The organism is Sinorhizobium terangae, assembly GCF_009601505.1.
Classification (GTDB): domain Bacteria; phylum Pseudomonadota; class Alphaproteobacteria; order Rhizobiales; family Rhizobiaceae; genus Sinorhizobium; species Sinorhizobium terangae.
Window position 1 is genome coordinate 104583 of sequence record NZ_WITC01000037.1, and the last position, 19722, is coordinate 124304.

Annotated in this window: 25 protein-coding genes and 1 pseudogene; 12 read left to right on the top strand and 14 right to left on the bottom strand. The window is 62.7% G+C overall.

Annotated elements, in window-relative coordinates:
* The first annotated feature begins 145 nt into the window (after positions 1 to 145).
* Genes GHK62_RS11375 through GHK62_RS11385 form a run of 3 tightly spaced genes read left to right on the top strand, consistent with a single transcriptional unit; the run spans position 146 to position 2824 of the window.
* Positions 146 to 973: an NAD-dependent epimerase/dehydratase family protein gene (locus tag GHK62_RS11375; protein ID WP_234886857.1), complete on the top strand. Its 828-nt coding sequence runs from the start codon at positions 146 to 148 to the stop codon at positions 971 to 973.
* A gap of 23 nt (positions 974 to 996) precedes the next feature.
* Complete coding sequence (locus GHK62_RS11380; RefSeq protein WP_234886858.1) at positions 997 to 2064, top strand: class I SAM-dependent methyltransferase; 1068 nt, start codon at positions 997 to 999, stop codon at positions 2062 to 2064.
* Positions 2057 to 2824: a cephalosporin hydroxylase family protein gene (locus GHK62_RS11385; RefSeq protein ID WP_153439117.1), complete on the top strand. Its 768-nt coding sequence runs from the start codon at positions 2057 to 2059 to the stop codon at positions 2822 to 2824. Before GHK62_RS11380 ends, GHK62_RS11385 begins: the two co-directional genes overlap by 8 nt.
* Before the next feature lie 114 nt (positions 2825 to 2938).
* Here the strand turns inward: GHK62_RS11385 and GHK62_RS11390 are convergent, their stop codons facing one another.
* The 8 genes from GHK62_RS11390 to GHK62_RS11425 form a co-directional block, all read right to left on the bottom strand.
* The gene (locus GHK62_RS11390) at positions 2939 to 3688 is read right to left on the bottom strand and encodes an ABC transporter ATP-binding protein (protein WP_153439118.1); all 750 of its coding nucleotides are present in this window, start codon (positions 3686 to 3688) and stop codon (positions 2939 to 2941) included.
* The gene (locus GHK62_RS11395) at positions 3685 to 4518 is read right to left on the bottom strand and encodes an ABC transporter ATP-binding protein (RefSeq protein WP_153439120.1); all 834 of its coding nucleotides are present in this window, start codon (positions 4516 to 4518) and stop codon (positions 3685 to 3687) included. Before GHK62_RS11395 ends, GHK62_RS11390 begins: the two co-directional genes overlap by 4 nt.
* Positions 4515 to 5447, bottom strand: coding sequence for a nickel transporter permease (nikC, locus tag GHK62_RS11400; RefSeq protein ID WP_153439122.1), 933 nt, complete (start codon positions 5445 to 5447; stop codon positions 4515 to 4517). Before nikC ends, GHK62_RS11395 begins: the two co-directional genes overlap by 4 nt.
* A complete protein-coding gene (locus GHK62_RS11405; RefSeq protein ID WP_167528217.1) occupies positions 5444 to 6487 on the bottom strand; it encodes an ABC transporter permease in 1044 nt (347 codons plus the stop codon). The genes nikC and GHK62_RS11405 overlap by 4 nt, the downstream gene beginning before the upstream one ends.
* Positions 6488 to 6529: 42 nt before the next feature.
* Entirely contained in the window at positions 6530 to 8170 is a 1641-nt protein-coding gene (locus tag GHK62_RS11410; RefSeq protein WP_153439126.1) for an ABC transporter substrate-binding protein, read from the bottom strand.
* A gap of 51 nt (positions 8171 to 8221) precedes the next feature.
* Positions 8222 to 9277: a dipeptidase gene (locus GHK62_RS11415; protein ID WP_153439128.1), complete on the bottom strand. Its 1056-nt coding sequence runs from the start codon at positions 9275 to 9277 to the stop codon at positions 8222 to 8224.
* Positions 9278 to 9500: 223 nt separating this feature from the next.
* A complete protein-coding gene (locus GHK62_RS11420; protein ID WP_153439130.1) occupies positions 9501 to 9842 on the bottom strand; it encodes a DMT family transporter in 342 nt (113 codons plus the stop codon).
* Between the two features lie 49 nt (positions 9843 to 9891).
* A complete protein-coding gene (locus tag GHK62_RS11425) occupies positions 9892 to 10452 on the bottom strand; it encodes a TetR/AcrR family transcriptional regulator (protein ID WP_153439132.1) in 561 nt (186 codons plus the stop codon).
* 138 nt (positions 10453 to 10590) lie between these two features.
* On the opposite strand from GHK62_RS11425, the gene GHK62_RS11430 reads away from it, so the two are divergent.
* Entirely contained in the window at positions 10591 to 10983 is a 393-nt protein-coding gene (locus tag GHK62_RS11430) for a globin domain-containing protein (RefSeq protein ID WP_153439134.1), read from the top strand.
* A gap of 6 nt (positions 10984 to 10989) precedes the next feature.
* Positions 10990 to 11358, top strand: coding sequence for a DUF423 domain-containing protein (locus GHK62_RS11435; protein WP_153439136.1), 369 nt, complete (start codon positions 10990 to 10992; stop codon positions 11356 to 11358).
* Between the two features lie 10 nt (positions 11359 to 11368).
* On the opposite strand, the gene hmuQ is transcribed toward GHK62_RS11435, so the two are convergent.
* The 5 genes from hmuQ to GHK62_RS11460 form a co-directional block, all read right to left on the bottom strand.
* Positions 11369 to 11683, bottom strand: coding sequence for a heme-degrading protein HmuQ (hmuQ, locus tag GHK62_RS11440; protein ID WP_153439138.1), 315 nt, complete (start codon positions 11681 to 11683; stop codon positions 11369 to 11371).
* Positions 11684 to 11794: 111 nt separating this feature from the next.
* Positions 11795 to 12040, bottom strand: a complete 246-nt coding sequence (locus tag GHK62_RS11445; RefSeq protein WP_153439175.1) for a hypothetical protein — start codon at positions 12038 to 12040, stop codon at positions 11795 to 11797.
* Positions 12041 to 12118: 78 nt separating this feature from the next.
* The gene (locus tag GHK62_RS11450; RefSeq protein ID WP_153439140.1) at positions 12119 to 12532 is read right to left on the bottom strand and encodes a DUF2325 domain-containing protein; all 414 of its coding nucleotides are present in this window, start codon (positions 12530 to 12532) and stop codon (positions 12119 to 12121) included.
* A gap of 227 nt (positions 12533 to 12759) precedes the next feature.
* Positions 12760 to 13680 carry an energy transducer TonB family protein gene (locus tag GHK62_RS11455; protein ID WP_153439142.1) on the bottom strand — a complete coding sequence of 307 codons (921 nt, stop codon included), beginning with the start codon at positions 13678 to 13680 and terminating at the stop codon, positions 12760 to 12762.
* Between the two features lie 38 nt (positions 13681 to 13718).
* Complete coding sequence (locus GHK62_RS11460; protein ID WP_153439176.1) at positions 13719 to 14156, bottom strand: hypothetical protein; 438 nt, start codon at positions 14154 to 14156, stop codon at positions 13719 to 13721.
* A gap of 181 nt (positions 14157 to 14337) precedes the next feature.
* Here GHK62_RS11460 and hemP point away from each other — a divergent pair, with 181 nt between their 5' ends.
* The 7 genes from hemP to GHK62_RS11495 all read left to right on the top strand — a co-directional run bounded on the left by hemP (position 14338) and on the right by GHK62_RS11495 (position 19529).
* Positions 14338 to 14529: a hemin uptake protein HemP gene (gene hemP / locus GHK62_RS11465; RefSeq protein ID WP_153439144.1), complete on the top strand. Its 192-nt coding sequence runs from the start codon at positions 14338 to 14340 to the stop codon at positions 14527 to 14529.
* A gap of 10 nt (positions 14530 to 14539) precedes the next feature.
* Positions 14540 to 15601 carry a hemin-degrading factor gene (locus tag GHK62_RS11470; RefSeq protein WP_153439146.1) on the top strand — a complete coding sequence of 354 codons (1062 nt, stop codon included), beginning with the start codon at positions 14540 to 14542 and terminating at the stop codon, positions 15599 to 15601.
* Between the two features lie 9 nt (positions 15602 to 15610).
* Positions 15611 to 16561, top strand: coding sequence for a heme/hemin ABC transporter substrate-binding protein (locus GHK62_RS11475; protein WP_153439148.1), 951 nt, complete (start codon positions 15611 to 15613; stop codon positions 16559 to 16561).
* Positions 16548 to 17672: a FecCD family ABC transporter permease gene (locus GHK62_RS11480; protein ID WP_153439150.1), complete on the top strand. Its 1125-nt coding sequence runs from the start codon at positions 16548 to 16550 to the stop codon at positions 17670 to 17672. The genes GHK62_RS11475 and GHK62_RS11480 overlap by 14 nt, the downstream gene beginning before the upstream one ends.
* Before the next feature lie 9 nt (positions 17673 to 17681).
* Positions 17682 to 18473 carry a heme ABC transporter ATP-binding protein gene (locus tag GHK62_RS11485; RefSeq protein WP_153439152.1) on the top strand — a complete coding sequence of 264 codons (792 nt, stop codon included), beginning with the start codon at positions 17682 to 17684 and terminating at the stop codon, positions 18471 to 18473.
* A gap of 190 nt (positions 18474 to 18663) precedes the next feature.
* A complete protein-coding gene (locus GHK62_RS11490) occupies positions 18664 to 19026 on the top strand; it encodes a DUF883 family protein (protein ID WP_153439155.1) in 363 nt (120 codons plus the stop codon).
* Positions 19027 to 19097: 71 nt separating this feature from the next.
* On the top strand, positions 19098 to 19529 hold the full coding sequence (locus GHK62_RS11495; RefSeq protein WP_153439157.1) for a hypothetical protein: 432 nt from the start codon (positions 19098 to 19100) through the stop codon (positions 19527 to 19529).
* A gap of 65 nt (positions 19530 to 19594) precedes the next feature.
* On the opposite strand, the pseudogene GHK62_RS35195 reads toward GHK62_RS11495, so the two are convergent.
* Positions 19595 to 19722: pseudogene (locus GHK62_RS35195) on the bottom strand (sensor histidine kinase); the annotation flags it as partial.

Genomic DNA, 19722 nt, shown 5'->3' on the forward strand with positions numbered 1-19722 from the left:
TCATTCCCGCGCGATCGAAAGACGTTAGAGCGATTCCACGGAAGGTGTGTAGTCGTTTTCCTTCCGGGATTGCATCGTTTCGAGGGGTTGCATGTCTCATGAACACGATCCCTCGCGAAAACCCTTACCGGCGAACGGAGACCGCTTGACCAGACAAGTCCTTCTCACCGGCGCCACCGGTTTTGTCGGCCGCCACGTCCTGCGCGAACTAGCCAGACGCGGCATCGTCGCGTGCCCTGTCGTGCGCACAGGAAGCGAAGACCGGCTTGCCGACGCGGCCGGAATCGGGCGCATTCTTTCAACCGACGCGCTTTTTTCCGAGTCGGCGGAGTGGTGGGCGCAAGCACTCGCCGGCGTCGACACGATCATCCATCTCGCCTGGTACGCCGAGCCGGGCAAATACCTCACATCACCCACCAATCTCGATTGTCTCACCGGCACCCTGGCCATGGCCAAAGGCGCCGCAGCCGCGGGCGTCAGGCGCATTATCGGCATAGGCACATGCTTTGAATACGAACTCACCGGCCACCCCCTGACGACCGATACGCCACTCAAACCCCTGACACCCTATGCGGGCGCCAAGGCGGCGGCCTTCATGGCGCTTTCGCAATGGCTGCCGCAGGTGGGCGTCGAATTTGCCTGGTGCCGGCTGTTCTATCTTTACGGCGAAGGAGAAGACGAGCGGCGCTTCGTTCCCTATCTCAGAAATTGCCTTGCCGCGGGACAGAGGGCGGATTTGACCCAAGGTCACCAGGTCCGCGATTTTCTCGACGTCGGCGAAGCCGCCAGGATGATCGTAGACACTTCGGTCAGCACCGCGCAAGGAGCGGTCAATATTTGTTCGGGCGTACCGGTAACGATCCGAGAATTTGCCGAGAGAATCGCCGACGAACATGGTAGGCGGGACCTGCTCAATTTCGGGGGTCGAGCCGAGAACCTCGTCGACCCGCCATTCGTCGTGGGCGTCAGGTGAACCGACAGGCTGAGGGACCACTTATGGCATCAGGAAACGCTACGCGGGTGCTTTACGAGCAGCGCGAGTTGCCGATTTTTCAGAACAAGATGTACGACAGCCCCGAAGACGCGATATCTTCGCCGCGCGGGGAAATGCGCCTCGTGGAGGACCTTGGCACGGGCCTGGTGCGCAATGCGGCCTTCCGGCCGGATCTGATGGTTTACGATACGAGCTATCAGAACGAGCAGGCCGTCAGCCCCTCATTCCAACGTCATCTCGATGACGTCGCCAGGATCATTCTCGATACGATGGGGCGCCACGAGCTCGTCGAGGTAGGATGCGGCAAGGCCTTTTTCCTCGAGAAGCTTCTTGGCGAAGGCGTCGATATCACCGGCTTCGATCCGGCCTATGAGGGTGACAACCCGCGCGTCCGCCGCGAATATTTCCAGCCCGGCTCGGGCATCGAGGCCAAGGGCCTCATTCTGCGCCATGTGCTTGAGCACATTCCCGATCCTGTCGCCTTCCTCGAGCAACTGAAGCAAGCGAACGGCGGCCAGGGGAAGATCTATATCGAGGTCCCCTGCTTCGACTGGATCTGCGAGCGCCGGGCCTGGTTCGACATCTTCTACGAACATGTCAACTATTTCAGGCTGTCCGATTTTCACCGGATCTTCGGCAACGTCATTTCGAGCGGCCGTGTCTTCGGCGGCCAATATTTGTTCGTGGTTGCGGAATTGAATTCCTTGCGCAGACCGGTCATCGACGAGAAGGATCGGGCAGGCATTCCGGAGGACTTCACCCGCAAGCTCGACGCACTGGATACGGCGGACCGGGAACCGGCGGTGATCTGGGGCGGCGCATCGAAGGGCGTGATCTTCTCGCTGCTGCGCACGCGCGCAGGGCTGCCGGTGAAGGCGGTCATCGACATCAACCCGGCCAAGCAAGGCAAGTATCTGCCGATTACCGGGCTGCGGGTCCGCGCGCCCGAGGACGTGCTGGCGGACTTGCGCCCCGGCTCGAGCATCTACGTGATGAACCGCAATTATCTCGAAGAGATCAAGCGAATGTCCAACAACGCATACACCTATATCGAGGTCGATCATGACTGATTTCCGAAAGGAGGTCGCCGCGCGAATCTCCGAAATCGAAGCAAACAGCGAGTTCCGCAAGAGTGCCGCCGATTTCCTGCGCCAGTCGATCGGTCCGAAATACTCGTACAACTACTTCTGGATGGACCGGCCAATCATCCAGTATCCGCAGGACATCGTCGCGATGCAGGAGATCATCTGGGCGACACGTCCCGATCTCATCATTGAAACCGGCATCGCCCACGGCGGCTCGCTCATCATGAGCGCATCGATCCTGGCGCTCCTCGACATGAGCGACGCAATCGAGGCGGGCACGACGTTCGACCCCCGCGCCCCGCGCCGGAAGGTGCTGGGTGTCGACATCGATATCCGCGCCCACAACCGGGAGGCAATCGAGGCCCACCCGATGTCGTCCCGGATCCACATGATCCAGGGGTCGAGCATCGAGCGCAATGTCGTCGAACGGGTCCGTGACTTTGCAAAACCGTTCGAGCGCGTCCTCGTCTGCCTCGACAGCAACCACACGCATGATCATGTGTTGGCGGAACTGGAGGCCTATGCGCCGCTGACGACGAAGGACAGCTATTGCGTCGTGTTCGACACGGTCATCGAAGACCTTCCGGAAGAGGCCTATCCCGACCGTCCGTGGGGCAAGGGAAACAACCCCAAGACCGCGGTGTGGAAATATCTTGAATCGCACCCGGAATTCGAGATCGACCGCTCGATTGACCGGAAACTGATGATCACCGTTGCTCCGGACGGCTTCCTGCGGCGCAAGTGATCACACGAAGACGCTTTTCTGCAAAACGCCCCGGGACAGCGTCTCGGGGCGTTTGCATTTCACAAAGAAATTGGGGCCCGGCGACGGGAACAAGGGCTGAGCGCTTCGGGGAGTTCACTCCCGCCGAAAGCCCTTGCTCGCCACCATCAGGTTGCGGGTGTAGTCCTCGCCGATGCGTCCCTCGACGAGATCGGCCGACGACAACCGTTCGACGACGCGTCCACCGCGCATGACCGCCAGCCGGTCGCACATATGAGTGACGACCCCGAGATCATGGCTGACCATGATGAAGGTCAGCTTGCGGTCGCGACGCACCTGTTCAAGGAGGTTGAGCACCTCCGCCTGGACGGATGCATCAAGCGCCGATGTCGGCTCGTCGAGCAGCAGGATCGATGGTTCGAGGATGAGCGCCCGCGCGATGGCGATGCGCTGGCGCTGCCCGCCGGACAGCTGGTGCGGGTAGCGGAATCGAAAGCCGGAGCCGAGCCCCACCTCGTCCAGCGCCTTCAGGATGCGGCGTTCGCCGTCGCCGATGCCGTGGATCGCCAGCGGTTCCAGCAATTGCCGGTCAACCGTCTGGCGCGGATGCAGCGAACCGTAAGGATCCTGGAACACCATCTGCACCGAGCGGTAGAAGGCCTTGTCTCGGCGCGTGCCTTGAAGCTGCCGGTTCTCGACATGGATCGTACCCTCGGTTACCGGCGCAAGCCCCGCAACGGCCCTGAGCAAGGTGGATTTTCCCGAGCCGGATTCGCCGACAAGGCCGAAGGACTCACCGGCGGCGACATCGACGCCGACAGCGTCCAGCGCCTTGAAGTCGTCATAGCTGACCGTGAGGTTTTGAACGGAAACGGCAGTCGTCATAGCGCCCACTCCGGCTTCCGGTCGAGGACGGGCAAGGGATGGCGGTCCGCCCCGATGACCGGCATGCAGTTCAGGAGGCCCTGCGTATAGGGATGCTTGGCGCTGGCGAGATCCGATGCGGCGATTTCCTCGACGATCCTGCCTGCATACATCACCAGCACACGGTCGCAGAAGGACGAGACGAGCCTGAGATCGTGCGACACGAAGATCAATCCCATGCCGCGATCCGCGACCAGCTTGTCGAGGATCGACAACACTTCGAGTTGCACCGTTACGTCGAGGGCAGAGGTCGGTTCGTCGGCAATCAGCAGCTCCGGGCCCGCGACCAGCATCATGGCGATCATCGCGCGCTGGCCCATGCCACCCGAGACCTCGTGCGGGTAAAGATCGAAGACGCGAGCCGGGTCGCGGATCTGCACCGCCGCGAGCATATCCAACGCCCGCTCCCGGGCCTCGGAACGGCTGACATTCTCGTGCCGCCGAAGCGTCTCGACGATCTGCCGGCCGATGCTCATCACCGGATTGAGCGAATATTTGGGATCCTGTAGGATCATGGCAATGCGCTTGCCGCGAAGATCGCGGCGGACTTTTGGCGGCGCGGAAATGAGATCGATACCGCCGAAGGAAAGCGTCTTTGCCGTCACCTCGGCATGCGGCGGCGTCAGCCCCATGATCGCCCTGCCCGTCTGCGATTTGCCGGAACCGCTCTCGCCGACGATGCCGAGACGTTCGCGCCCGAGCGTAAAGGAGACGCCGCGCACGGCCTCGACCACGCCGGTGCGCGTTGGGAACCGGACCCTCAGGTCGTTGACGGTCAGAAGCGCGCTCATTGGCCGCTCTCCCGCGGATCGAGCGCATCGCGCAGGCCGTCGCCGAGGAGGTTGAAGCCGAGGCTGACGATCAGGATGGCGACACCGGGCATGGTGGCAACCCACCATTGATCGAGAATGAAGCGGCGGCCGGAGGCGATCATCGCACCCCATTCCGGCAACGGCGGCTGCGCGCCAAGGCCAAGGAAACCGAGTCCCGCCGCCGTCAGGATGATGCCGGCCATGTCGAGCGTGACGCGCACGATCAGCGACGACAGGCACATCGGCATGACGTGGCGGAAGATGATGCGCGTCGGCGACGCGCCCATCAGTTGCACGGCGGCGATATAGTCGGAATTGCGCACCGTCAGCGTCTCGGCGCGGGCGATGCGCGCATAGGGCGGCCAGGAGGTGATCGCAATTGCGATGACGGCGTTTTCAATACCTGGTCCAAGCGCCGCGACGAAGGCAAGCGCCAGGACGAGCTTCGGAAAGGCGAGGAAGATATCGGTGATGCGCATCAGCACGGCGTCGACCCAACCGCCGGAGTATCCGGCGACAGCGCCGACGATAAGGCCGATGGGCGCGGCGATGATCGCGACGAGCACGACCACCGCAAGCGTCAGTCGCGACCCGTGGATAAGTCGCGACAGGATATCACGGCCCTGGTCGTCCGTGCCGAGCAGATAGCCCTCGCTTCCCGGCGGCAATAGCCGTGCGCCGGCAAGGTTGCCGATCACGGGCGAATGCGGCGCCAGCACATCGGCGAAGGCCGCCACGAAGACCAGCCCCAGGAGAATGATGAGACCGAGAACCGCCAAGCGGTTGGCCGAGAAGCGCCGCCACGTCATGTAGGCGCGGCCGAGACGCGCCTGCGTGCGCGATTGTGGCCGGTCGGACAGCAGCCATTCGCGGCGTGTCATCGGTCGTGTTTCGGTGGCAAGGCTCATCGTGCGCGCGTCCTTGGATCGAGCGTCCGGTAGAGGAGATCGGACAGGAGATTGATGCCGATGAAGACCGATCCGATGACGATCGTTCCGCCGAGCACGGCGTTCATATCGGCATTCTGTAGCGAATTGGTGATATAGAGACCGAGCCCCGGCCAGGCGAAGACGGTTTCGGTAAGCACCGACCCTTCGAGCAGGCCCGCATAGGAGAGCGCAATCACCGTAACGAGCGGGACGGCCGCGTTGCGCAGCGCGTGGCCCCAGATGATCCGCGCTTCCGAAAGACCTTTGGCGCGCGCGGCGACGATATACTCCTGCTGCAGTTCGTTCAGCATGAAGCTGCGGGTCATGCGGCTGATATAGGCGAGCGAGAAATAGCCGAGCAGCGACGCCGGCAGCACGATGTGGCGGAAGACGTCGCGGAAGACATCCCATTGCCCCTGCCAAAGAGCGTCGACGAGATAAAACCCCGTGATCGGCGAAAACGTATATTCGTAGACGACATCGATGCGGCCGGGATAGGCGACCCATTGCAGCCGGGCGTAGAAAACGAGCAGCGCCAATAGCGCCAGCCAGAAAATCGGAACCGAGTAACCGACGAGGCCGATGACGCGGACGATTTGGTCGGCGATGCTGCCGCGCTTGACCGCTGCGAGCACGCCGAGCGGCACACCGATAAAGGCGCCAATCAACGTTCCAAGTGTCGCGAGCTCGATCGTCGCCGGGAACACGCGGCGGATATCCGTCATGACAGGGTTTGTCGTCAGCACCGAAGTGCCGAAATCACCGGAAAGCGCCTGTCGGACATAGATGAAGAACTGGTGGTAGAGAGGCTGGTTGAGCCCCATCGCCTCACGCGTTCTCTCGACGACATGCGAAGGCGCCCGGTCGCCGAGAACGGCGAGGACCGGATCGATCGGAATCACGCGCCCAATGAAGAAGGTGACGGCGAGAAGGCCGAGATAGGTGGTCGCCACGACGACGAGGAATTGCAGTGCCGAGGCCACAACCTTTCGGGAGCGGGCGCGTCTGCGCCCGCTCAGTCGTTCTGTTCCGCTCATGCTCAAGGGAACGGTCCTTTCGGGTTATTCCTTGGAAACGTTCCAAACGTAGTTGGTGTCGAAGCTCGGACCGAGCTTGAGGCCCTTCAGGTTGCCGCGAAGGCCAGCAACTTCCGTCTGCTGGAAGATGATGACGAACGGGCTTTCCGCCAGAACGGTCTTCTGGAGTTCCTTATAGGTCTCCGCGCGCTTGGCGCTATCGCGCTCGAGAAGCGCCTCCTTGGTCTTCTTCGTCAGCTCCGGAACGTCCCAGGCATTGCGCCAGGCAAGCGTCTTGTTCTTGCCCTCGTCGGAATTATCAGGGTTGCTGGTGAAGGTTTCGGCGTTCGAGTTCGGGTCGAAATAATCCATGCCCCATTGGCCGATATACATGTCGTGGTTACGGGCACGATACTTCGTCAGCGTCTGCTTGCCGTCGCCGGGAATGATCTCGAGCTTCACGCCCGCCTGTCCAAGCGTCTGCTGGAAGGATTCGGCAACGCCGGTGACCGGCTGCGAGTTGCGGACGTCCATGGTGACGGTGAAGCCGTCGGGATAGCCGGCCTTTGCCAGCAGTTCCTTGGCCTTGGCCACGTCGAGCTTGTAGGGGTTCTCGTCAAGCGCACCCAGTACGCCCTTCGGCAGGAAGCTCTGGTGGATTTCGCCGATGCCCTTGATCAGGGTCGAGCCAATCGCGTCGTAATCGACGAGGTATTTGAAGGCTTCGCGCACTTCGGGCTTCGCCAGCGCCTCGTTCTTCTGGTTGAGGCTGATGTAGTAGACCGTACCCTTCGCTGCGCTGGTCGTCGCCAGGTCGCCGTTCTTTGCCACGGCCTCGTAGTCGCCCGGCTCCAGGTTGCGCGCAACGTCGACGTCGCCGGCCTCGAGCGCTAGCCGCTGACCGGAGCTTTCCTTCATGTGCCGGTAGATGACACGGGCGAGCTTCGCCGGTTCACCGTAATAGTTGTCGTTGCGCTCCAGCACGACGACTTCGTTTGCGCGCCACTCGCGCAGCTTGAACGGTCCGGAACCGGCATAACCCGTTTTCAGCCATTCGTTGCCGAAGTCGTTGTCGTACTTGTATTCCTCAGTCGGCGTCACGGCCTTGACGTGCTCGAGCACCAGCTTCTTGTCGACAACCGAAGCGACCGTCGCGGTCAGGCAGTTGAGGACAAAGCTCGGTGCATAGGCCTGGTCGACGGTGAAGACGAAGGTGGTTTCGTCGGCCGCCTTCGCCTTTTCGGTGACGTTGTCGCCGTTGAGGCCGAACTGAGTAAGGATGAAGGCAGGGCTCTTGTCGAGCTTGACTGCGCGCTCGAAAGAATAGGCTACGTCCTCTGCCGTGATCGGGTTGCCGGAGGCGAATTTCAGGCCGGGCTTCAGCTTGAACGTATAGGTCAGGCCGTCGTCGGAGACCGTCCAGCTGTCCGCGAGATCGCCGACGACCTTGGTCGTATCGTTGAGATCCAGGCGGACGAGCAGGCTATAAGTGTTGCTGGTCATTTCGGCGGTCGAAAGCTCGAAAGCCTCGCCCGGATCCATGGTGATGATGTCGTCCATCGCGAAGGCTTCGACCAGTGTGTCCTTCGGCGTCTCTGCGAAGGCAGGCTGGGACGCGCCCATCACCATGGCAAGTGCTGCCGAAGCGGCAAGCAGTCGAAAACGTCCATTGAGCTTGTGCATCATTTTTGCAGTTCCCTCGTTTTTAACGCCCTTTCCGGGCCTTTCTTCATGGGATCAGGCAGGCTCGTGCCATGCCTGTCCCAGAACTCTCAGCCAGTTCTCCCGGCATATCTTTGCCAGTTCGGCCTCACCATATCCGGCGTCTTGCAGTGCTGCAACGAGCCTCTGGTTACCTGCCGCGTCAGCGATTTCCTCCGGTATGGTCGCGCCGTCGAAATCCGATCCGAGTGCGACGCAATCAATCCCCATGCGCTCGACCATGTAGTCGACATGGCGCACCATGTCGGACAGAGGCGTTGCCGCATTCTCCTGCCCGTCCGGGCGAAGCATCGTCGTCGCGTAGTTGAGGCCGACGAGCCCACGGCTTTCGCGCACGGCGTCGAGCTGCCGGTCGGTGAGATTGCGGGCGACGGGCGTCAGCGCATGGGCATTGGAATGGCTGGCGACAAGCGGCTGGTCGGTCGTCTTCACAACGTCCCAGAAACCCTGCTCGGTAATGTGCGCCAGATCGATGAGGATGCCGAGCCGGTTGCAGGCGCGCACCAGTTCGAAGCCGGCCTCGGTGAGGCCCGCACCCGTGTCGGGTGACATCGGATAGGCGAACGGCACGCCGTGGCCGAAAACATTGTGGCGGCTCCAGACCGGACCAAGCGACCGAAGCCCGGCGGCATAAAAGGTTTCGAGTGATGCCAGATCGGGCCCGATCGCCTCGCAGCCCTCCATATGCAGGACCGAGGCGAAGATGCCGTCCGCGATCGCCGACCGGATTTCCGCGGTCGAGCGACAAAGCCTCCAGGCCCCGGCGCGATCGAGCCTCACGGCGATGTCAGCAAGCTCCATCGCGGTAGCAAGCGACGGGAGCCGGTCAAGCGGCGCGGAGAGAGGGGTGGCGTAGTGACCGTTTTCGTCCGGCGTCTTCAGCACCAGATCACCGGATGGGATGTAGATTGCCGAAAGACCGCCGACCAACCCGCCGCTCTTGGCGCGGGGCGCATCGATATGGCCCTTATCGGTCCCCTCGGCGAATTCGGTTACCGGATCGCCTCCGCTGCGCCCGTGCTGCCAGAGGCGCAGAAGCACGTCGTTGTGGCCGTCGAAAACCGCCTGCATTCCCAGATTCCTTCGCATTATCAGGGAGATCGGATGGAATGCTTCCATGCCGCATCCAAAGAAGGGACGCGGGCGATGCTATTGAAACAGTTCGGCCATTTCAATGAAATTCAGGGGTTTTCCCAGCGTAATCTGTAGCGAAATGTTGCAAGTACCCCGTGCTGATTGCTGACGCCAGGTAGCACATGGGCCAGAGCACCACTTGGATGACACCGTCGGCCGGTCAGTGGAACGTCGACTTGGAAAAGAGATTGAGAACCAGCACGCCGGCGATGATGAGCGCCAGCCCGGAAACGGCCGGCAGGTCGAGCTTCTGATCGAAGACGAGATAGCCGGCGACAGAGATCAGCACGATGCCGAGACCGCTCCACAGCGCGTAGGCGATGCCAACCGGAATATAGCGCAGCGTGTAGGACAGGAAAAAGAACGCGACGCCATAGCACAGCACCATGACCACCGTGGGCGCCAGCCGTGAGAAATGCTGCGCTGCCTGCATCGCGGAGGTGCCGAGCACCTCGAAGATGATGGCGATCACCAGGACCGTGTAGAGCATGGCGGGGTTCATGGAACGTCTCCGGTGGACGAGTTGAGAGCGATCTGCTCCGGTTTCTTGCCTATTGCAGTGAAAGCGCCTTCAGGTTTTGGAGCAGAAGCGCACGGGTTGGCGTATCGATCTCATGGCTCTCAAGCAGGTCCGCCAGCCAGACGCCGTCGGCGGCGAAACGGGCGAGCAGACAATTCGGCGAGGAATCGGTCGCTGCGAACTCGTCCGCGCGCCGTGCCACCCAGTCGCGCCAGCGCGCCTTGAGATGCGGCTCGGCGAGCAATGCGATCGTCAGCACCTGCCAACCCTTTCCATCCGCCTCCGCCTCGAGCGCGAAACAGACCGTCAGATAGGCGCGGGTAAACCGCCCGCACTCGACATCGTCGGCTTCCATTGCCGTCTCGATCGCCCGATCGAAACGCGCGACGAGTTCGTCGAAGAGACCGTCGAGGAGCGCGAGCTTATTCGGGAAATGATGCAGGAGCCCGCCCTTGCTGACGCCTGCCGCCTGCGACACCGCGTCCAGCGTCACGGCACCGATGCCCTGCTCCAGTGACAGGCGCGCGGCGACCTCCAGCAATTGCTGGCGAACCCGCTCCGGCTGCTTCTTCCTGTGGTACGCGCTTGTCATGCCCTATAAAGATACCGTCTGGACGGTTTGTCAAGGGGATCGGTTTGGCTGACGCGATGAAACGCCGCAAATGGAGGACGGTGAAAGAGATTGTCGGAAGGCGGGTCGCGTTATACCAATCCGGCAAAGGACGACGACATGGCGGAAAACGAAACGACAACCCTTTACGAAGCAATCGGCGGCGACGCCACGGTTCGCGCGCTTATACGGCGCTTTTACGCGCTCATGGACAGCCTGCCTGAAGCCGCCCGCTGCCGGGCCGTTCATCCGCCGGATCTCTCGGGCAGCGAGGAGAAACTCTACGAATATTTGACCGGCTGGCTTGGCGGGCCGCCGATCTATGTGGAAAAGCGCGGCCATCCAATGCTGCGCCGCCGGCATTTCATCGCGGAAATCGGCCCGGCAGAACGCGACGAATGGCTTCTTTGCTTCACCCGCGCGCTCGAAGAGACGGTTGCCCATCCGAAATTGCGGTCAATCATTCTCGAACCGATCACGCGGCTTGCCCATCACATGCAGAACGAGGAATAGTCTTCGATGCCGAACAGCGGAGCGCGCTCGACCGTCCTTTTCATCGCCGGTCTGATGGGGATCACCGGTGTCGCCGCTGCGGCAGCGGCGTCGCATGGCGCCGATCCGCGACTGCTCGGTGGCGCCTCCGCGATGTGCCTCGCCCATGCGCCGGCACTCGTGGCGCTCCACGCCGCATGGGCCCATTTCCGAACGGCCGCAATCGCCGCTTTGCTATTGGCGGCAGGCACTGCGCTTTTCGCCGGCGATCTCACCGCGCGCCATACTCTCGGCCACGGCCTCTTCCCGATGTCGGCGCCGCTCGGCGGATTGACGATGATGGCGGGCTGGCTTGCCGTGGCGCTCGGGGCGTTTCTGCCGTCGCGCGCAAGCTAAGAGCCGCTGCTCACGCGCCCTCGACGACAGAATAGCCCTCGAATTTCGGCGGGCCAACATACATCGCCTTGTTCTCGCCCGCGCTCCGATGCGCCGCGCGGAAATTTTCCGACTTGGTCCAGGCGATGAAAGCGTCCTTGCTTTCCCAGGTCGATTTCGAAATGAACGGTGTGTAGCCTTCTTCCGGCACGCTTTCCCCGCGAAGCAGGTGGAAGGCGATGAAGCCGGGCATTTCGGCAAGGCTCGAGTCCCGGCCTTTCCAGACGGCCTCGAACGCCTCTTCCTGACCGATCGCAATGCGGAAACGGTTCATCGCAAAGTACATGTCGTCGCTCCCGAGCATTTCACGGTTTCATCGAAACCGGGAAACGCCCTAACTCTTTGAAATTACGCGATTCCGGACGCAAAACCGTTGCACACGCTTCCTGGAATTGCTCTATGCTCGATCTTTCTTCAACGGAGCATCGGTCCCGATGCTCGGGAAAGGCAGGATAGCGCCCTCGAGCGGTGACGCAAGGCCGAGAGGATCCCTGCCCGGCTGCCGCGCCTGCCATGTCGGGAACTCGGCAACGTTCGGATTTTCTTCCAGCATGCGGGCCCGGCGGGTCAGCAACTCGTAAAGTTCGGGCACCAGTCCATCGCCGAATTGGGAGGCAAGCTTGTGCAGACCGATCAGCATCATCTGATCGGGGCGTTCGTCACTCGTCGTCAAATTCTCCAGGCACGGTGCACCCTCGCGTGCCGCTGATCTTCAAAAAACTCAGCCGTCGCGGCTGTTACTCGCGGTCAGATCCTGCAGCGCCCGCTCCAGGCTCGACTTCGAGCCATTGCGGAGCGGCACGAAGGCCTTGCCCCACTTCTTGCAGCCGGTCTTCACGCGAAGACACGCGTCGTGGCTGATGCAGTCGATGGGGCAGAAGACACAGTCGACCGAAGGAAGTACGCGGTCGATACGCGACACGGCTTCGCGCAAGCCCCCGTCGTGATGGATCAACTCCGCGCCGAAGGAACTGGCGATCTCGCGCAGATGCGCAACTTGGCAGTCCCTGCCGCCGACATAGAGGAAGCTGCGGCCCTCCAGCTTCGCCGTGCCGGCATCGGGCCTCGGTTCGGGTGCTGCATTCGCCGCGTTTCCCTTGTGGCCTTTGCCTGCATTCTGCCGCTTGCCGCGCATGCGTTCCTCTCCATCTTGTTTCGCGTCCCCGGCGCTTCGTCGCCGATCACCCTTTGGATTTACGCTTCAGCACACACCGATCGGTTGCGTGACGGCGAGACGTTATTAAACTTGATAATCAGAGTAAAGTATAAACATGAGTGTTTAATTCATATTTTTGCCCCGCGCGCCGTCCCCTACGGCGGTTGCGGGACGCCGCCGTCCCTCACACCCGAGCGAGCATCCATTCAACGGTTGAAGGCGAGCGGAATGGTGAAAACCCAGCTGTCGCGACCCGCACCGGCGGGAATGGCGGGGAACGGAGCCGCGCGGCGCACGGCGTCGAGCGCGGCCTCATCGAGGATCGGCGAACCGGCGCTCTTCGCCAGGCTGACACCCGCCACGTCACCGCCGGTGGTTACAGTGAAGCGAACCTGGGCGACGCCGCGCAGACGTTGACGTTTTGCCTCGGCGGGATAGCGGAAGGCGCGATTGAGCTTGCTGCGCACCTTGCCGGGATAGTTCGACACTGCCGCGTTGCCAGATTGCTGGGAGACGCGACCCTTGTCGCCCGTGGCTGCGCTTGCCGCGGCGTCTTCTACGCCGTCGGCCGTACCTTTGACCTGCGATTTCGCTTGCTCGCCGCCGTCACCGGTCTTTTTCCGGGTGACTTTCTTCTTCTTCACCGGCTCCTTCTTCGGCTCCGGCTTTTCCACCTTCGGCGTCTCGACCTTTTCCGGCTCCGGTTTTTCTTCCGGAACGACGGTGTCGATCGGCGCCACGCTGGCTGTTACCGCGGCCTCCGGCTGCTGAAGGGTGGGCATCTCCTCTGCCGGCAGGATGACGTCCGCCTCCGTGGGCGTGACGTCGGATGGTTGCTGCGACACGACCTCAGGCATCGTGGGCGGCACTTCCTCGCTGAGTTCCTTGGTTGGCTGAACCTCGTCGGGCGTCAGCTCTTCCGCCACATCTTCTGACGGCTCAATGATTTCAGAGGGGTCGCCCGCCTGAAGCGTCTCTTCGAAGGCGTCGCCGAGCAGCGTCACCTCTGTGGCGGCGCCGCCAGCAACCTGGACCTCTTCTTCGCCGGGGCTAAACAGCATCGCGCCGCTCGCATGCGCAAGAAGCGATAGCGCGATCGCCGCCGTCCATTTCAACGTCTGCTTCATCAATGCCTTACCTTGGTCACCGATCGGCCGGCACCGCCTCAGCCCTTGAGCTCGACCGTCGATTTGGAGCCGGTCTTGAGACCCGACATGCAGGCGTTCTTGTCGACGCCCTCGCCGACACAGGCGGGGGCATCGTTGATCAGCAAACTCTTGACCGACTCGCATTTGGTGCCCGGCAGATCGAACTGGCGGACCTTCGTCTTGCCGGCCGGCAGGTCACGGAAGTCGAGCACGGACATGCGCTCCACCAATCCCTTGTGATCGAAGAGAACGAACTCGAACGAGACTTTCGAAAGCGACTGCGGCAGCGCGTTGCCGGCGACGAAGGTCAGCTTGCAGCCCTTCTGCGATGGAGCGATGTCGTTCAGTTCGATCGCGAGTCCGCCGGAAGCCGCAGTCTCCTGCGCGATGGCCGGCGCTGCTGCGGGAAAAAGCGCGACTGCGGCCGCAAGAGCGAAACGGAAAGCCTGCGTCATCATAACACCACTCGATATCTGCGCGCGTGCCCGGCGATCCTCGAACAGCGCTCGCGCTCATAAAACTTGACTGTAATTATCCGGTATTGCGTCCTTAGATAAATATGAGTAATGAAGTCAAGATACTAAAAGGGAATATGCGGGAGGAATTCGGAAAAACAGCCGGTTCGTCCCTCGCGAACTGGCCGAAACCGTGACACCGAACGATACCGATACCGCGCGCCCCTCGCAGCCGACCCCGATCGGTCAAAACCAGCGAGTCGTGGAGAGCCGCGATCTCTTCCGCGGCGACAGCGAGATCCTCATTTCCCATGACGGCACGATCTACCGGATGAGGATCACCCGTCAGGGCAAACTGATCCTGAACAAATAGGCAGAAGACCATGATCGAGAGCATTTGCCCAACTCCTTCCGAAATCCGTGCCTACCGCGCCGCGAACCCGAAGCTGCGCGAGCGCGATATCGCTGCTGAGCTCGGCGTTTCGGAAGCTGCGCTCGTTGCCGCCGAATGCGGCCTCACGACGGTTCGCATCGATAGCGACGCCAACCGCTTCCTGGAGCGGGTCGCGGAACTGGGTGAAGTGCTCGCGCTCACTCGCAACGAAAGTGCAGTCCACGAGAAGATCGGCGTCTACGAGAACATCAAGGCGGGAAAGGCGGCGGCCCTGGTGCTGGGGACCGAAATCGACCTGCGCATCTTCCCAAGTGCCTGGGCCCACGGCTTTGCCGTCACCAAGACCGACTCGAACGGCGACGTCCGGCGCAGCCTGCAATTCTTCGACAAGTGGGGCAACGCCGTCCACAAAGTTCACCTGCGCCCCGCCTCGAACGGTGCGGCCTACGACAGGCTCGTCGAGGATTTCCGCCTAGGCGACCAGTCGCAGCACTTCGTTGCCGACGCGAGCGCGCCGACGAGTGATGACCATTTCGATGTGGCGGTCGATGCCGGGGAACTCCGGGACCGCTGGTCGAAGCTGACCGACACCCACCAGTTCCATGGCATGTTGCGCAACTTGAACATCGGCCGGAGCCAGGCTCTGCATGCCGTCGGCGAGGATCTGGCCAGGCGCCTCGATCCGACGGGCGTCGAGGCGATGATGCGCGGCAGCGCCGAAATCGAACTGCCTATCATGTGCTTCGTCGGCAACCGCGGCGTCATTCAGATCCATTCCGGACAAGTCGCCCGTATCGGAGTGATGGGTCCGTGGCTCAACGTCATGGATCCGACGTTCCATCTGCATCTGCGCACAGACCATATTGCCGAATTGTGGGCAGTCCGCAAACCGACGGCCGACGGCCATGTGACCTCGCTCGAGGCACTCGACGCCAAGGGCGAGATGGTCATTCAGTTCTTCGGCAAGCGCAAGGAAGGCCTCGCCGAGCGGCCGGAGTGGCGCTCCCTTGTAGAACGCCTGCCCCGGCTCAACACAATCGTCGCGGCCTGAGGAACGATCATGAACACCGGTCTCGATTTCCGCCGACTTCGCCGCTGGGAGCTGGCGCTTGCCGCCTTCGCGCTCTCAGCGCCCCTGCTGCTGCCGGTGCTCGCCCCCGGAAATCCCTCGTTCCTGCGCCCGGCAATGGCCGAGGACATGCAGCAACCGGACGTTTCCCGTGTCGTGTCGGTTGGCGGCGCGATCACCGAGATCATCTACGCACTCGGCGAGGAAAATCGCCTCGTCGGTCGCGACTCCACCAGCAGCTATCCGGAAGCGGCAACGAAGCTGCCGGACGTCGGCTATATGCGGCAACTGGCGCCGGAAGGCATCATCGCCGTCAATCCGACGGCGATCATCGCGGTCGAAGGCAGCGGACCGCCCGAGGCGCTCGCCGTGCTTAAGGAAGCAAAGATCCCCTTCACCAGCATTCCCGATACTTTCGACAGGAACGGTATCGTCGCGAAGATTCGTGCGGTGGGCGCCTTTCTTGGCGTGAAGGACAAGGCCGAAGCGCTCGCCCAATCCGTGGAGAAGGACCTTGACGCAGCGGTCGACGAGGCAGCCAGGCGTCCGGAAAATGAGCACAAGCGTGTCCTCTTCATCCTGAGCACGCAGGGCGGCAAGATCCTGGCATCGGGCACCGGCACGGCCGCAGACGGCATCATCACGCTCTCCGGCGCGGTCAATGCCGCAGGAACGTTCCCGGGCTACAAGGCGCTGACGGACGAGGCGATCATCGAAGCCAGGCCCGACGTCGTCCTGATGATGACGCGCGGCGGCGATCACTCTGCCGGCGTCGACGAACTGTTCGCCATGCCGGCCCTGAGCTTGACGCCAGCGGCAAAGAACAAGGCGCTGGTCCGCATGGATGGCCTGCACCTGCTCGGCTTCGGCCCGCGCACCGCCGGCGCCGTCCGCGAACTGAATACCGCAATTTACGGAAAGAAGACCGATGCCCCGCAGTGAGGCGATGGAAGGCAGCATGCGCGCGCCTGCCTTCGCCGCCAATATCGTCCGTGAATGGCGCGCTGGAAACCGTTCGGGGCTTGCGCGCCTGCTGATCGTCGTGCTCGCGGTTGGCGCGGCTGCGACATTTGCCACGTCGATCATGACCGGCGCCGCCGACGCCTCTCTCTCCAATGTTGTTCACTGGCTGGCCGGCACGGAGGGTGCCGACCAGGCGCTGAGTGTCCGCGACCGCATCATCATCCTCGATATCCGCCTGCCGCGGGCCGTGCTCGGCTTGCTCGTCGGCGCGGCGCTTGCCGTATCCGGCGTGGTGATGCAGGGCCTCTTCCGCAATCCGCTTGCCGATCCTGGCCTCGTCGGCGTCTCGTCCGGCGCGAGCCTTGGCGCCGTTCTGTTGATCGTCCTCGGTTCGAGCCTCTTCGGCCCGCTCTATGCGCTCATCGGTTTTTACGCGCTTCCAGTCGCCGCTTTCTTCGGCGGCCTTGCCACCACCCTGCTCCTGTACCGCATCGCGACGCGCGGCGGCCAGACTTCGGTGGCGACCATGCTGCTTGCGGGCATTGCGCTCGGCGCGCTCACCGGTGCGGTCACCGGCGTGCTCGTCTTCATCGCCGACGACAAGCAACTGCGGGATCTGACCTTCTGGGGCCTCGGTTCGCTCGCCGGCGCCAACTGGACGAAGATCCTCGCCGCGGGCCCGATCATCTTGATGTCGCTTGCCGTGGTCCCGTTCCTGGCGCGTGGCCTGAACGCGATCACGCTCGGCGAAGCGGCGGCGTTTCACATGGGCGTTCCCGTCCAGCGCCTCAAGAACGTCGCGATCCTCAGCGTAGCGGCCGCGACCGGCGCCTCCGTTGCCGTCAGCGGCGGTATCGGTTTCGTCGGCATCGTGGTGCCGCACCTTCTTCGCCTCGTCATCGGTCCGGACCACCGCTACCTGCTGCCCGCCTCTGCGCTGCTCGGCGGCACGATGCTGATCTTTGCCGATATGCTGGCACGGACGATCGTTTCGCCCGGCGAATTGCCGATCGGCATCATCACCGCCTTTGTCGGTGCGCCGTTCTTTCTCTGGGTCCTGCTGCGCGGCCGATCGAACATGGGACTTTGAGAGCGGGTCATGATCAAGGTTTCCGATATCTCCGTCCGTCTTGCCGGCAGGCAGGTGATCGATGGCGTCTCGTTCGATGCGGCGCCGGGCACGATGACGGCGATCGTCGGCCCAAACGGATCGGGCAAGACAACCACCCTGAAGGCGGTTTCCGGCGAACTGTCGCCCGTCACCGGCAAGGTCACCATCAACGGCCATGATCTCGCCGCCCTCAGACCGTGGGAGCTTGCGCTGAAACGCGGCGTCCTGCCGCAATCGACCGTTATTTCCTTCCCCTTCACGGTGCGGGAAATCGTCCGCCTCGGCCTTTCTGCCGGCGGCACGGGCAGTGACTCCGCCAACGACCGCATGGCCAACGATGCGCTGGAGGCCGTTGATCTCGCCGGGTTTGCCGGACGCTTTTATCAGGCGCTCTCGGGCGGCGAGCAACAGCGCGTCCAGCTTGCGCGCGTCCTATGCCAGATCTCGGCGCCGGTAAGCGATGGCGAGCCCCGCTATCTCCTGCTCGACGAGCCCGTATCGAGCCTCGACATCCGCCATCAGCTGGCGATCATGCAGCTTGCGCGCCAATTCTGCGAACGCGGCGGCGGCGTCATCACCGTGATGCACGACCTCAACCTGACCGCGATGTTCGCGGACCAAATTGTCATGATGAGGGGCGGCCGCGTCCGCGCGAGCGGACCGCCAAGGAAGGTCCTGACCGACGAAACCATGGAAGCCGTGTTCGGTTGCCGGATGCAGGTCAATGTCATCCCGACGCGGGACATCCCCTTCGTACTGCCGCAATCGGTGGCGATCTGATCACGACCGGTCGCCCGCGCCTTTTCGCTGTTTCCAAGAGCTGTTTGCGGTAACGGCAGGATTTGTCGAAACAAATCCCGCCTTCGCGCGTTGTCCCGCTGGATGTCGAGCGAGGTCCTCCTCGCCCGATGGGGGTAGAACACGCGCCGGCTGTCCTGGCCGGCGTTGCAGCGAAAGGGAGCTTCACACCATGGCAACGGGCCTCTTCTCGAGTTCGAGCACCAGGAAACGCAACGGCGGGCACAGCGAGACCCCTATCGAGGACCAGCTCCAGGAAATTCGAGCGGACATTGCGGCGCTCGTCGGACTGCTCAGCGAACGCGGAGCGGCGGTTTCCCAAGACGCGAAAGCCAAGGCAAAAGGCGCGCGCGATCGGGCCGAAGCCGATCTTGAAAATCTGCTGGCCAGCGGGGAGCAGCTGCTCTCGGATTTACGCGACCGCTATTCCGGGACGGAAAGGGAGCTCCGCAGGGCGGTGCGCGAGCACCCGATCGCGACGCTCGGTGCAGCAGCGGCGATAGGCCTTGCGGTGGCTGCATTGCTGCGCCGATGACCACGTCCATTTGATCAACCACCAACCGCAGGGCTTCCTGCACCGCTTGACGCGCGATCGGAGTAGCTCGCATGGGAACGCTCGGGGCCGCCTTGTCCGCCTTGCTTGCAGTCGACGTGGCTGCCGCCACCTCACGCTACAGGCGCAACGCGATGTTATGGGCGATCATCGTGACCTTGCTCGGCACGGCCTACGTGTTCGCGCTCGTAGCAGTCACGCTGTTTCTCGCCGAGCGTTATTCACCGGTGGCTGCGGTTGCGACGATGGCAGCCGTCCTGTTCGTGACAGCGCTGATCCTTATGGCGGTGATGGCAGGGCTTCGCGCCCGCGACCGGCGGCTCGCAGAAGAGCGCCGGCGCCTCGCCGCGATGCAGACGAATCTGGCGCTCGTTGCCGCCGCAGGCGTCTTGCGAACGCAGCCGCTGCTCGCCGTGGCGACCGCCGTCGCGGTCGGGGCCCTGCTCGGCCTCGGAAAGGGCCGCCGTCACGACGAAAAGAGCTGATTTCCACCGAGGGTTGGTCGCGGTCGTCGCTGTGAACCGCCCTCGTCCCGCTGCCACGACCGCGATTAAAGCGGTAACCGGATGAGCGCGGTCACGCCGGCCGGCAGATATTCGACCTTGACCGAACTGCCGATGACCTTGTCGAGGCTGCGCTCGATCAGGATCGAACCGAAGCCACGTCGTCTCGGCTCGC